15 protein-coding genes are annotated in these 12,635 nt (G+C 66.7%); 10 read left to right on the forward strand and 5 right to left on the reverse strand.

Translation table 11 applies throughout. The features are described from left to right. Positions 1–9 precede the first annotated feature (9 nt). Positions 10–1,203 (reverse strand): NADP-dependent malic enzyme, encoded by a 1,194-nt coding sequence (locus tag ACIBG8_RS41980; protein ID WP_397348807.1) that lies wholly within the window; start codon positions 1,201–1,203, stop codon positions 10–12. 231 nt (positions 1,204–1,434) lie between these two features. Between ACIBG8_RS41980 and ACIBG8_RS41985 the strand changes: the two genes are divergently transcribed. Genes ACIBG8_RS41985 through ACIBG8_RS42000 form a run of 4 tightly spaced genes read left to right on the forward strand, consistent with a single transcriptional unit; the run spans position 1,435 to position 4,640 of the window. After that, on the forward strand, positions 1,435–2,280 hold the full coding sequence (locus tag ACIBG8_RS41985; RefSeq protein ID WP_397348808.1) for an ABC transporter substrate-binding protein: 846 nt from the start codon (positions 1,435–1,437) through the stop codon (positions 2,278–2,280). Beyond that, positions 2,280–3,092: an amino acid ABC transporter permease gene (locus tag ACIBG8_RS41990; protein ID WP_397348809.1), complete on the forward strand. Its 813-nt coding sequence runs from the start codon at positions 2,280–2,282 to the stop codon at positions 3,090–3,092. Before ACIBG8_RS41985 ends, ACIBG8_RS41990 begins: the two co-directional genes overlap by 1 nt. After that, a complete protein-coding gene (locus ACIBG8_RS41995; RefSeq protein ID WP_397348810.1) occupies positions 3,089–3,835 on the forward strand; it encodes an amino acid ABC transporter ATP-binding protein in 747 nt (248 codons plus the stop codon). The genes ACIBG8_RS41990 and ACIBG8_RS41995 overlap by 4 nt, the downstream gene beginning before the upstream one ends. A gap of 34 nt (positions 3,836–3,869) precedes the next feature. Beyond that, the gene (locus ACIBG8_RS42000; RefSeq protein WP_397348811.1) at positions 3,870–4,640 is read left to right on the forward strand and encodes a transporter substrate-binding domain-containing protein; all 771 of its coding nucleotides are present in this window, start codon (positions 3,870–3,872) and stop codon (positions 4,638–4,640) included. Here ACIBG8_RS42000 and ACIBG8_RS42005 read toward each other — a convergent pair. After that, positions 4,624–4,974: a S24 family peptidase gene (locus ACIBG8_RS42005; protein WP_397348812.1), complete on the reverse strand. Its 351-nt coding sequence runs from the start codon at positions 4,972–4,974 to the stop codon at positions 4,624–4,626. The genes ACIBG8_RS42000 and ACIBG8_RS42005 overlap by 17 nt on opposite strands. 17 nt (positions 4,975–4,991) lie before the next feature. Between ACIBG8_RS42005 and sodN the strand changes: the two genes are divergently transcribed. From sodN to ACIBG8_RS42020, 3 genes are all read left to right on the forward strand, one after another. Continuing rightward, entirely contained in the window at positions 4,992–5,393 is a 402-nt protein-coding gene (gene sodN / locus ACIBG8_RS42010) for a superoxide dismutase, Ni (RefSeq protein ID WP_397348813.1), read from the forward strand. A 139-nt stretch (positions 5,394–5,532) separates the two neighbouring features. Beyond that, positions 5,533–5,970 (forward strand): anti-sigma factor, encoded by a 438-nt coding sequence (locus ACIBG8_RS42015; protein WP_397348814.1) that lies wholly within the window; start codon positions 5,533–5,535, stop codon positions 5,968–5,970. Positions 5,971–5,987: 17 nt separating this feature from the next. Continuing rightward, on the forward strand, positions 5,988–6,767 hold the full coding sequence (locus ACIBG8_RS42020; protein WP_397348815.1) for an RNA polymerase sigma factor SigF: 780 nt from the start codon (positions 5,988–5,990) through the stop codon (positions 6,765–6,767). Here ACIBG8_RS42020 and ACIBG8_RS42025 read toward each other — a convergent pair. Further along, positions 6,764–7,147, reverse strand: coding sequence for a hypothetical protein (locus ACIBG8_RS42025; protein ID WP_397348816.1), 384 nt, complete (start codon positions 7,145–7,147; stop codon positions 6,764–6,766). The genes ACIBG8_RS42020 and ACIBG8_RS42025 overlap by 4 nt on opposite strands. A gap of 191 nt (positions 7,148–7,338) precedes the next feature. On the opposite strand from ACIBG8_RS42025, the gene ACIBG8_RS42030 reads away from it, so the two are divergent. Further along, positions 7,339–8,286: a diacylglycerol/lipid kinase family protein gene (locus tag ACIBG8_RS42030; RefSeq protein ID WP_397348817.1), complete on the forward strand. Its 948-nt coding sequence runs from the start codon at positions 7,339–7,341 to the stop codon at positions 8,284–8,286. A 275-nt stretch (positions 8,287–8,561) separates the two neighbouring features. Further along, a complete protein-coding gene (locus ACIBG8_RS42035; protein WP_397348818.1) occupies positions 8,562–8,816 on the forward strand; it encodes a WhiB family transcriptional regulator in 255 nt (84 codons plus the stop codon). Positions 8,817–9,078: 262 nt separating this feature from the next. Here the strand turns inward: ACIBG8_RS42035 and ACIBG8_RS42040 are convergent, their stop codons facing one another. Together ACIBG8_RS42040 and ACIBG8_RS42045 are read right to left on the reverse strand one after the other, a co-directional pair. Beyond that, positions 9,079–9,741 (reverse strand): hypothetical protein, encoded by a 663-nt coding sequence (locus tag ACIBG8_RS42040; protein ID WP_397348819.1) that lies wholly within the window; start codon positions 9,739–9,741, stop codon positions 9,079–9,081. A 385-nt stretch (positions 9,742–10,126) separates the two neighbouring features. Further along, a complete protein-coding gene (locus ACIBG8_RS42045) occupies positions 10,127–11,611 on the reverse strand; it encodes a histidine kinase N-terminal domain-containing protein (protein ID WP_397348820.1) in 1,485 nt (494 codons plus the stop codon). 250 nt (positions 11,612–11,861) lie between these two features. Here ACIBG8_RS42045 and ACIBG8_RS42050 point away from each other — a divergent pair, with 250 nt between their 5' ends. Next, positions 11,862–12,581: a GntR family transcriptional regulator gene (locus ACIBG8_RS42050; RefSeq protein WP_397348821.1), complete on the forward strand. Its 720-nt coding sequence runs from the start codon at positions 11,862–11,864 to the stop codon at positions 12,579–12,581. The last annotated feature ends 54 nt before the right edge of the window (positions 12,582–12,635 follow it).

Here is a 12,635-nt window from a genome sequence, read left to right on the forward strand (position 1 = left end):
CTGCAGGGACTAAAGGCGGGCGACCCCGTCGGCGCGCGCCTGTGCGGAGACGGCGGCGATGACGGCGGGCGCGACGCGGGCGTCGAACGGGCTCGGGATGACGTAGTCGGCCGACAGGTCGTCGCCCACCACTCCGGCCAGGGCGTTGGCCGCCGCGACCTTCATGTTCTCGGTGATGGTGGTGGCGCGGACGTCCAGGGCGCCGCGGAAGACGCCGGGGAAGGCCAGGACGTTGTTGATCTGGTTGGGGAAGTCGGAGCGCCCGGTGGCGACCACCCTGGCGTACTGGCGGGCCACCGAGGGGTGCACCTCGGGCGTCGGGTTGGACAGGGCGAAGACGATCGACTCGGGCGCCATGGAGGCGATCGACGCCTCGGACACCGTGGAGCCGGACAGGCCGAGGAACACGTCGGCACCGGCCAGCGCCTGCTCGGTGGAGCCGGTGTAGCCGTCCTTGTTGGTGTCGCGGGCCAGGGCCTGCTTGACGGAGTTGAGTCCCTCGCGGCCGTCGAAGATGATCCCCTTGGAGTCGGAGACCGCGATGTCGCCGATGCCCGCTTCGAGGAGGATGCGGGTCACCGCGACGCCGGAGGCTCCGGCACCGGCCACGACCGCGCGCAGGTCGCCCAGGGAGCGCCCGGTGAGCCTGGCGGCGTTCTTCAGCGCGGCCAGCGCCACGATGGCGGTGCCGTGCTGGTCGTCGTGGAAGACGGGGATGTCGAGCATCGCCCGCAGCCGGTCCTCCACCTCGAAGCAGCGCGGGGCGCTGATGTCCTCGAGGTTGATGCCGCCGAAGGACGGCGCGAGGCGGGCGACGGTCTCCACGATCGCGTCGACGTCGGTGCAGTCGATGCAGATCGGGACGGCGTCGACCCCGGCGAACTCCTTGAACAGCAGCGCCTTGCCCTCCATGACCGGCATGGCGGCCGCCGGGCCGATGTCACCCAGTCCGAGTACGGCGGTGCCGTCCGAGACGACGGCGACCACGTTGGAGACCCAGGTGTAGTCGCTGACGAGTTCCGGATTCTCGGCGATGGCGGTGCAGACTCTGGCGACGCCGGGGGTATAGGCAAGAGAAAGATCGTCGGCGTTGCGCACGGGGATGGTGGATCGGATCTCGAGCTTGCCGCCGCGGTGGAGAGCGAAGGCGGGATCGAGATCGAGGGCTTCGAGGGAAGTAGAAGATGCGGGCGTGACTGCCACAGCGACCCCTGTAGTTCATCGGATGGGAAGACTCCACAAGAGGCCTGGCTTCTGTAGGTGCCAGGATCCCCTTCGGTGGGGGTACGGGGGTCACCCGTTCCCCGATTGTGCCACACGGAACCAGGGCCGATCCGTTGACACATCGTTAAATCCTCGATGACTGACCGCTACGTAATGCCACGTAAACTTCACAAAACTCCAATTTGATGCTTATTACACCGAGGAGGCCGCATGGCCCTCAGGAACCGCACCTATGCGGCAGGCGCACTCACCGTCGCAGCCGCGCTCATGCTCACGGCCTGTGGCAGCAATTCCTCAGGCACGGGCAGCACCACGAGTGCCTCTGCCGATGCGGCAGGCGGGGCCAAGGTCGTCAACCCTGGCAAGTTGACCACCTGCACCAACATCCCGTACGAGCCGTTCCAGTTCAAGGATGACAGCGGCAAGATCGTCGGGTTCGACGTCGACATCGTGGACCTGGCCGCCAAGAAGCTCGGCCTGACCCAGGAGATCGTCGACATCGACTTCGCTCAGATCAAGAGCGGTGCGGCCATGGCCAGCGGCAAGTGTGACGTTGCCGCCGCCGGCATGACCATCACCGACGAGCGCAAGCAGAACATCGACTTCTCCGTGCCGTACTTCGACGCCACGCAGGCCCTGCTGGCCAAGAAGGGCACAGGGGCCAAGTCGCTGGACGACGTCAAGGCGAAGGGACTCAAGCTCGGCGCCCAGGCCAGCACCACCGGCCTCGACTACGTCAAGGGCAAGGGCCTCGACCCGACCGAGTACGCGGACTCCCCCAAGGAGCTCCTCGCGCTGCAGGCCGGCCAGGCCGACGTGATCGTCCAGGACCTGCCTGTGGTCCTCACGTGGCTCAAGAAGCCGGACGTCGCCGAGAAGTTCGAGCTGATCGCCAGCCTGGACACCGGCGAGCAGTACGGCGTGGGCCTCAAGAAGGGCGCCGACCCGGTCCTGCTCAAGACGATCAACGAGACGATCGAGAACGCCAAGAAGGACGGCACCTACGAGCAGATCTTCGTCAAGTGGTTCGGCAAGAAGCCCGGTGAGCTCGGCTGATGACGAGTCCGTCGGTGGCGGCTGAGCCGGCGAAGGCCCGGCTCAGCCCGCGCAAGAAGCAGCGGATCATACGGGTTACTCAATACACCGTCCTGATCGTCGCCGCTCTGTTCGTCCTGCTCTATGTGGACTGGCCGAGCCTGGCGGACGTCTTCGCCAAGCCCAAGGTGGCGGAGAAGATGCTCCCCGAGCTCTTCACCATCGCCCTGGCGAACACGGTCATCTACACGGCGGGCGGCTTCGCGCTGTCCTTCGTGTTCGGCCTGCTCCTCGCCTTGATGAAGATGTCCGAGGTCCGGCCCTACCGCTGGATCGCGAACATCTACATCGAGATCTTCCGCGGACTGCCGGCCGTGCTGGTGTTCATCATGATCACCTTCATCCCTCTGGCGTTCCACGGCACCGATATCCCGGGAGGCATCACGGGGAAGGCCATCTTCGGCTTGGCGCTGATCGGAACCGCCTACCAGGCGGAGGTGTTCAGGGCAGGTCTGCTGGCGGTGCCCAAGGGGCAGACCGAGGCCGCCAGGTCGCTCGGCATGTCGGCCATCAGGGCGCAGTTCACCGTGGTCATCCCGCAAGCGATCAGGATCGTCATCCCACCGACGACCAACCAGCTCGTGGCGCTGCTCAAGGACTCCTCGCTCGTCCAGTTCATCGGGGTGTCCAGCGCCTATGTGGAGCTGGCCAAGTACGGGAACGACGTGGCGTCGCAGTACTCCAACGGCACGCCGATCATGGTCGCCGGCCTGACCTACCTGATCGTCACGATCCCGCTGGGTCTCCTGGCGCGCAGGCTGGAGAAGCGATGACACACGCCATCGAGGTCAAGGACCTGCACAAGCACTTCGGCACCAACGAAGTGCTCAAGGGCATCGACTTCACCGTCGAGACCGGCCAGGTCGTCTGCGTGATCGGCCCCTCGGGCTCGGGCAAGTCCACGCTGCTGCGCTGCGTGAACCTGCTGGAAGAGCCCACCAAGGGGCAGGTCTGCGTCCAGGGCATCGAGCTGACCGACCCGGATGTCGACATCGACGCCGCCAGGCGTCACATCGGCATGGTGTTCCAGAGCTTCAACCTGTTCCCGCACATGACCGCGCTGCAGAACGTCATGATCGCTCAGCAGCGCGTGCTCAAGCGGAGCAAGGCCGAGGCCGAGGTCGTCGCCCGCGACAACCTCAACAAGGTCGGCGTCGGCGAGAAGTGCGACGCCTATCCGGCGCAGCTCTCCGGCGGGCAGCAGCAGCGGGTCGCCATCGCCAGAGCCCTGGCGATGAACCCGGCGCTGATGCTCTTCGACGAGCCCACCTCAGCCCTCGACCCCGAGCTGGTCGGTGACGTGCTCAACGTCATGCGCAAGCTCGCGGAAGAAGGCATGACCATGCTGGTGGTGACCCACGAGATGGGGTTCGCCAGCGAGGTGGCCGACCGGGTGGTCTTCATGGACGGTGGCGTCATCGTCGAGGACGGCCCGCCGTCGCAGGTCATCGGCGCACCTCAGCACGAAAGGACGCGTACTTTCCTCAAGCGCGTCCTCCATCCAGAAGAACGTTGATTTCTCGTCTATGTCTGCACAGCACCCTTCACTCATGAAGATCCTCACCCACGCGTCGGCGGCCGGGGCCCTCATCCTGGCCCTGGTCGCCTGCGCGGCGGAACCGGCCACCAACCCCTCGGCCGACGGCAAGCTCACGATGTGCACCAACGCGCCCTACGACCCGTTCGAGTTCGACGACAACGGCAAGATCGTCGGTTTCGACGTCGACCTCGTCGGGTTGGTCGCGAAGGAGACCGGTCAGCAACTGGAGGTCGTCAACACCGACTTCGACGCCATACAGAACGGCAGCGCCCTGCGCAACGGCACCTGCGAGATCGCGGCCGCCGGGCTGACCATCACCGACCAGCGCAAGCGGGACCTCGACTTCTCCGCGCCCTACTTCGACGCCACCCAGGCGGTCATGACGAGGAAGGGCAGCAAGATCCACTCGCTCGACGACGTGAAGCAGGGCAAGGTCGGGGTGCAGACCGGCACCACGGGGCTCGACTTCGTCAAGAGCAAGGGGCTGGAGTCGGTGAAGTACGACGACTCGCTGCAGCAGCTCATCGCGCTGCAGACCGGCCAGGTGGACGCGCTGGTGCAGGACCGGCCGGTGATCGCGGTCTGGCTGACCAAGCTCAAGCTCGGTGGCGAGCTGAAGGTCGCGGACTCGCTGGAGACCGGCGAGCAGTACGGCATCGCCGTACGAAAAGGGGACGCCAAGCTGCTGACCAGCGTCGACAAGGCACTGAGCACCGCCAAGGCGAACGGCTCCTACGCGCAGCTCTACACCAGGTGGTTCGGCGTCAAGCCCGCCGCCTGAGCGGCCAGTAGCGCAGGACGACCCGGCCGACGATCTCGGTGACCGGGCCGAAGTCCCAGCTGTCGCGGCGGCCGGAAGCCCGCTGGTTGTCGCTCTCCAGCCACCAGCCGTCCTCACCGTGCCACTGCGCCCGCTTCACGATGAGCTGGGCGGGGTCGCCGGGCAGGCGTGCGACGACGATGTCACCGGGGCGTACGGCTGCGCTCCGCCGTACGAACAGCCAGTCTCCGGGCAGGAGAGCGGGACGCATCGAGTCACCCTCCACCCGCACCCTCATAAGCCTCGGCTCCCCTTCGCGAGTAAGGTCGTTCCTGGACCAAGCTGATTTCAGCATCAAGGAAGGACTTTCTGATGCTCGCACGACTGCTACGACCCAAGCACGTCGCCTCCGCGCACTGCGACCTGCCCTGCGGTGTCTACGACCCCGCCCAGGCTCGCATCGAGGCCGAGTCGGTCAAGGCGATCATGGAGAAGTACGCAGGCAACGAGGACCCGGTCTTCCGCTCGCGCGCCCTCTCCATCAAGGAGGAGCGCGCCGAGCTGGTCAAGCACCACCTCTGGGTGCTCTGGACCGACTACTTCAAGCCCCCGCACCTCGAGACCTACCCGCAGCTGCACCAGCTCTTCTGGGAGGCCACCAAGCTCGCCGGCGCCGCCGGTGGCAAGGGCACGGTCGACGTGGCCAAGGCCGACGACCTCCTGGGCAAGATCGACGAGATCTCGAAGATCTTCTGGGAGACCAAGGCCGCCTAAACGGTCTCAAAAGGCCCCGCACCCGCGGGGCCTTTTTCCTTTGATGGCGCGTCTGAATCCGCCAACGACCGCCCAGGGGCGGTAAGTTGCAGACAGCACCCCGCTACCCCAAGCGGGGACGCTCCAAGCGAGGAGGAACGTGACCGAGGAGACCGAGACGCGCGCCGAGGGCATGGCCGGCATCCGCGACGTGGTCAGCGTCCGGCTGCCCGCCGCGAGCGCCTACCTGTCCGTGCTGCGTACGGCTACCGCCGGGCTGGCCGCGCGCCTGGACTTCACGCTGGACGAGATCGAGGATCTCCGGATCGCGGTCGACGAAGCGTGCGCCATGCTGCTGGCGGAGGCGGTGCCTGGCACCGACCTGACCGCCGAGTTCGAGCTCACCGGGCAGGAGATGCAGGTCCGGGTCGAGGTCGCGACCGTCGGCAGCTCCGCGCCCAAACGAGATGATTTCGCGTGGATGGTGCTGACTGCCCTGGCAGACGATGTCGACGCCGTGACAGACTCCCCCGACCGCATGGCGATCGTCCTGCGTAAGCGCCGAGGCGCGGCCCAGTCTTCAGCGGGGCCGGCGTGACGGAAAGGACGGGTGCCATGGCCACCAGCGACCACGCCGTGCCCGACAGGGTGCGCGCCCGCATGCTCTTCGGCGAGCTCGCCGAGCTCGGTCCCGACGAGCCGCGCAGGCAACGCATCAGGGACGAACTGGTCGAGCTGCACCTTCCCCTGGTCGAATACCTGGCCCGCCGGTTCCGCAACAGAGGCGAGTGGCTCGACGACCTCACCCAGGTCGCCACCATCGGCCTGATCAAGTCGATCGACCGCTTCGACCTCGGCCGCGGGGTGGAGTTCTCCACCTACGCCACGCCGACGATCGTCGGGGAGATCAAGCGCCACTTCCGCGACAAGGGCTGGGCCGTCCGCGTGCCCCGCCGCCTGCAGGAGCTCAAGCTGTCGCTCACCAAGGCGATCAGCGAGCTGTCGCAGCGGGAGGGCAGGGCGCCCACGGTGGCCGAGCTGGCCACCTACCTCAAGATGACCGAGGAGGAGGTGCTCGAGGGCCTGGAGTCGGCGAACGCCTACTCGACGGTCTCCCTCGACGCGCCGGACTCTGGCGACGACGACGCGCCCGCCGTGTCCGACTCGCTGGGCATCGTGGACGAGTCCCTCGAGGGTGTCGAGTACCGGGAGTCGCTGAAGCCGCTGCTCGAACGGCTTCCGCCGCGCGAGAAGCGCATCCTGCTGCTCCGGTTCTTCGGGAACATGACGCAGTCGCAGATCGCAACAGAGCTGGGCATCTCGCAGATGCACGTCTCGCGCCTGCTGGCCAGGACGCTGGCACAGCTGCGCGAGGGCCTTACCGCGGACGACTAGCGGTCCTCGCCGTAGAGTGCCTGGGTGGTCGGGGGCGCGAGCAGCGTGCCGATCCCCAGCACGGCGAGCACCAGCAGCGGGACGCCGATGAGCGGCTGCCCGTCGGCGAGCACGGTGCCGCCGACGGGAATGAGGAAGATCTGCGCGAGCACGCCTGGGGTGCGGCCCCAGCGCTCGACCTTGAACAGCCCGCCGTACGCGACCCAGACCAGACCGGCGCCGATGAGCAGGAAGAACGCGACCTCGGCGATGGCTGCGGTGGTCTCCTGCGCTCCGCCGCCGAGGGTCTCGACGCCGAGGAAGATCCCGAAGGCCAGCGCCGCCAGGCCCTCGACGGCCACCACTGCGGCCCCTGTCACCAGCGTCCACGGCTTGTTCACCCCCGCACCCTACCGCTGGGTGGCGTCGCTCTCCCTTCTGACGTGGTGTTGTCTGTACGGCGGAGCCGTGGGACACCCACTCGCCGACCGTGGCCGGGCTCCGTCCAGGGACACGCGACGACGAGCGTGCCCATTACCCGCCGTTACGACTGCCTCGTCTGGTTTTGGTGATCAGCGGATACGCTGGCGATATGCGCGCCATGCTCCTGGTCAACCCGAAGGCGACGACCACCAACCACCGCACCCGCGACGTGCTGATCCGCGCCCTTGGTGCGGCCGTGGATCTGACGGTCGAGGAGACCGGCTACCGGGGGCACGCGGCGACGCTGGCGGGGACGGCGTGCGCGAAGGGTTTCGACGCCGTGGCCGTGCTCGGCGGGGACGGGACGATCAACGAGACCGTCAACGGGCTGCTCAACGCGGACACCGGCGCGTCCGCCGACACCCGGCCCGCGCTGATGGTGATCCCCGGGGGGAGCGCGAACGTCTTCGCGCGAGCGTTGGGTCTGCCCAACGATCCGGTGGAGGCGACGGGCGCGGTGCTTGAGGCGTTGCAGGAGGATCGGCGGCGCACTGTTGGCCTGGGCCAAGCCCTGTGGGACAACGAGTCCCGATATTTCACCTTCTGCTCTGGTATGGGGTACGACGCGGAGGTCGTCCGGGCTGTCGAGGGTTTGCGGGGCGCAGGCCGTAAAGCCACTCCCGCGCGCTATGTGAACACCGCCGTGCGCCACTACTTCCTCACCGACAAACGCCACCCCGCGATCACCGTCACCGGCCCGGGGATCCCCACGGCGAAGGGGGTGTACCTGGCGATCATCTCCAACACCTCGCCGTGGACATACGTCGGCTCGCGCCCGGTCTCCCCGACCCCGTGGGCGAGCTTCGAAACGGGGCTCGACCTGCTGGGGCTGCAGCGGATGGGCCTGCCGTCCTTCCTGCCGATCGTGCGGCAGATCCTGCGGGAGAGCGACGGGTCGCTGCCCCACGGGCGGCACCTGGTGCAGCTTCATGACGAGCCCGAGTTCACGCTGACCGCCGAGCGGCCGGTGGCGTTCCAGCTCGACGGCGACTACCTGGGGGAACGCGAATGGGTGACATTCCGGTCTATCCCGAACGCGTTACAAGTTCTGGTCTAGCTGGTTACATTCGGTCATTGTGTGACGCATCCGACATCCATATCCGCCAAAACTTCCCACCAACCCTCTTGCGTGCACTCTGCGTGGCTGACAATCTCGAATCTGACGTCGGAACGTAGGACCTTTGCAGAACCCCCAAAGATCCTTCCGATGTTCAGCGAACATCCCCCGGGTCTAACCAGGACTCGGGTAAATGTTCGCGCTAGTTAGTGAAAGTCTTCACAAAGTCATGCCGCACCGGAGCCCACACGGCTCCTCGACGAAGGAGTGGACGCATGGACTGGCGCCACAGAGCTGCCTGCCGTGACGTGGACCCTGAGCTGTTCTTCCCGATCGGCAACACCGGTCCCGCACTGATGCAGATCGAAGAGGCCAAGCAGGTCTGCCGTTCCTGCTCGGCCGTGGAGAAGTGCCTGAAGTGGGCCCTCGAGTCCGGTCAGGACGCCGGCGTGTGGGGCGGTCTGAGCGAGGACGAGCGCCGCGCACTCAAGCGCCGTACGGCTCGCGCTCGAGCCAGGGCCAACGTCTGAACGGGGTCCGCGAGGCTTTCGCGACCACGTCGAGGAGCGATCACGCGGTTGTTCCGGTCATGTCTTGCACATGACCGCTGCAATCAGCGTGATCGCTCTTCCTTTTCCACCCCTCTGACTCCACACCCCTTCACCCCCACAACACACACCCTTCACACCCGCCTGCCCGCCCTCCGCCCACCCACCCACCCACCCGCCCCTGGTCCTGCTGTGGCTGGCCACTTCTGGCAGTTTCCGTCCGTGCATCTGACGTCCAGGACGGTCAGCCGGTCTCAGGGCGACGCCTGCACCCTTCCGGGGTGAAGGTAAAGGCCTCACAGAACGGCACAGAGCCCCGGCGGATGGCCAGAAGGAGGGGCTCGCTGTAGACCGGCCGCCGGCTCGACGGATCTCCAGGATCGGTTCCATTCCAGAGGTGGAAGAAGATCATCGGATTCGCGGACTGCATGGCGACGTATCCGAGCGTCTTGCCGTACAGGGGGCTGCTGCCGCCGAAGAGCACGGATGGTGCGCCGAATGTGTCCACCACCTCGCTGAGGGTGTGGTCCTGGACGGCCCAATCGTCCAGTCTCTCGTCCATGGCCGCATATTCGTCGGCAGAGAGCACCTCAGTTACTTCCAGCCAACCGCAGGCTCTGACGAACTCCGCATAGGCCGACGCAACACCGTGCCCGCAATCGCCTGGCATCACGGCTTGGAACGCACCCGTTACGCCCAGCGCGTTGTGAGTCCCATGCCCCTCCATCACGCGCCACTCTGCCGCCCACGACGCTTCGCGTTTGTCTACGTAGGCAAGATGATCGAGCAATAGTCGCAGAGCAACTTCTCCGCCGAACATCTCCGGACGGCGCAGGGCGTGATTGAGCCGACCGATGAGGTACTGGCGAATCTCAGCTGAGGACCGTGGGGCAGGGGGTGCAGTCATCGCACCATTTTGGTCCGAGAGGCCCCCTCCCTACCGCACGAGTCACTATCCGGTGTGAACGGAGTGATCTCGCTACGCTGGAGGCTGTGGCGACGAATCCTCGCGACCTGCGAACCCACAGGGCTGAGATTCTGCGGCGAGTTGAGGACATGGACGCCCTGGACACGAATCAGCAGGTGCGTGCTCGCCGTATGTGGATCCCTGCGGAGGAGGTCGCTGCCGGACTTCGCTCCCTTGGAGCTAGAGATAATGCCTTGGCGGCGACGCTTCGTGAAACGCTGACCAACACCACAGACGATCTCCTGTGGTGAGGCGGGTCACGCACGACGCGGGCTTCTCATGACCAAGGTCCCACTGCCTGGCGGCTCGGGCCGACGATGGATGGTTACGAGGCGGGCAAGGGGAGGGAGAGGGTTACTTCGGTGCCGCCGCCCTCCCTGGGTTCGATGGTCAGCCTGCCGGAGAGTTCGCCCACCACCAAGGTCTTCACGATCTGCAAGCCCAAACTCGTCGAGTTCTCCAAGACGAAGCCCTCCGGTAGTCCCTGGCCGTCGTCCCATACGACCACGCCCAGCCTGCCTGGCTCGCCTGCTGGGCGTTCCGACGAGACCAACACCTGCAGACGCCTTGGCCGCCCGTGTTGCAGAGCGTTCTGGAGGAGTTCTGTCAGGGCCATCGCCAAAGGTGTGGCAATCACCGAGGGCAGGACGCCGAAGGCGCCTACTCTGCGTGGGGTGACCATCGCCTCGGGCGCCGAGACCTCGCCGGCCATCGCGATCACCCGGTCGGCGATGTCGTCGAAGTCCACGAACTCCTCCGGCGCGTGCGACAACGTCTCGTGCACGATGGCGATCGAACCCACCCGTCGTACGGCCTCCTCCAAAGCCTCCCGCCCCTCGGGGACCTGCAGCCGCCGGGCCTGGAGGCGGAGCAGGGCGGCCACGGTTTGCAGGTTGTTCTTCACGCGGTGGTGGATCTCGCGGATCGTGGCGTCCTTGGTCATCAGTTCGCGTTCTCGGCGGCGCAGCTCCGTCACGTCGCGGATGAGGACCAGCGCGCCGATCCGGCCGCCGCCCACGATCAGGGGGATCGCGCGGAGCTGCACGATCGTGCCGCCGGACTCGACCTCGGTCTCCTTGGGCGCTCGCCCACTTGCGACGATCATGAGGTCTTCGTTGATCGGCTCGTCTGAGTAGCAGAGCGTCGCGGTCACCCGCCCGAGCTCGGCTCCCACCAGGTCGGCGTTGAGGCCCAACCGCCTGTAGGCGGACAGCGCGTTCGGTGAGGCGTAGGTGACGCGGCCGGCCCGGTCGAGGCGCAGGAGGCCGTCGCCGACCCTGGGTGACCGTACGAGGATGGGCTCTTCCCCGGAAAAGGGGAAACGGCCCTCGGAGACCATCTGGGCCAGGTCGGAGGCGCTTTGCAGGTAGGTGAGCTCGAGCCTGGACGGGGTGCGGGCCGACGAGAGGTTCGTGGAGCGCTGGATCACGCCGAGGATGCGGCCGTCACCATCCGGGAGCGTACGGCGGACCGGGATGGTCTCCTCGCGCACCGGGACGCCCGTCGACCAGTCCGGGTCGCCTTCGCGGCAGATGCGCCGCTCGTTCCAGGCGGTGTCGATGAGGTGGCGCTCGCCCTTGGAGACGATCGTGCCGACGATGTCGTCGTGGTAGACCGTGGGACCCGTCGTGGGGCGCATCTGCGCGACCGCCAGCCAGCCCTGGCCGCTGAGCAGCGGAGTCCAGAGGATGAGGTCGGCGAAGGAGAGGTCGGCGAGCAGCTGCCAGTCGGAGACGAGCGCGTGCAGCCACTCGAGGTCGCCATCGTCGAGCGCGGTGTGGCGGACCGCGAGGTCGCTGAGAGTCGGCACGAGTGCATCATGCGTGCTTTCCCCCACAACAACCAACTCGACGTGCACTCAAGGCTGCTTTTTCGGGAATCTCACAATGTGAGAACCATCACACAGTGGAGGGGAGCCCCTTGGCCAGCGCGCCCATGGCTGTGGATATTCTTCACCGACTGCCCGAGTGGTGGTTGACCGTTCGGGCCCATCTGAGTTCCGATGATCTCGCGGTGATCAGACACGACCTCACCGCCGTGGCTGAAATGAAGGTGTGAGCGTGACTGAAGATCCACCGCGCGTTCCCAAGTACTACGACGTCAAGCGGAGCCTGCTCGAACTGACCAAGAGCCTGCCCGCCGGCGCCTCGCTGCCGCCTGAGCGGGCGCTGGCCGTGCGGTTCGAGACGTCCAGGACGACGGTACGGCAGGCGCTGACCGAGCTCGTGGTCGAGGGACGGCTGCTGCGCATCCAGGGCAAGGGCACGTTCGTCGCCCAGCCGAAGGTGGCGCAGGTATTGCAGCTGACCTCCTACATCGGCGACCTGCGCACAGCGGGTCTGGAGCCGGACACCAAGATCCTCGACATCGGCTACATCACGGCCGACGAGGCGCTGGCGCGCCGGCTGGCGATCAACCCGGGCGGGCGCGTGTTGCGCATCCACCGGCTGCGGCTGGCGAACGGGGAGCCGGTGTCGATCGACACCACGCACCTGTCGGCACGGCGGTTCCCGCGGTTGCGCCGGGAGCTGGAGGTGCACTCGTCGTTGTACGAGACGTTGCACAACGCCTACAACGTGCGGCTGACGGACGCTGAGGAGATCATCGAGACCGTGCTGGCCACGCCGTACGACGCCAAGGCGTTGGGGGTGGACGTGGGGTTGCCGATGTTGCTGCTGACGCGGCACGCGTTCGACGCGGACGGGAATCCGGTGGAGTGGGCGCAGTCGCTTTACCGTGGCGACCGGTACAAGTTCGTCACGAGGCTGAGAAGACCTTAGGGGTACGGCGGAGCCGTGGGATCCCCAGTCGCCGACCGTGGCTGGGGACATTCC

It is taken from the genome of Nonomuraea sp. NPDC050556, from assembly GCF_044457355.1.
Classification (GTDB): domain Bacteria; phylum Actinomycetota; class Actinomycetes; order Streptosporangiales; family Streptosporangiaceae; genus Nonomuraea.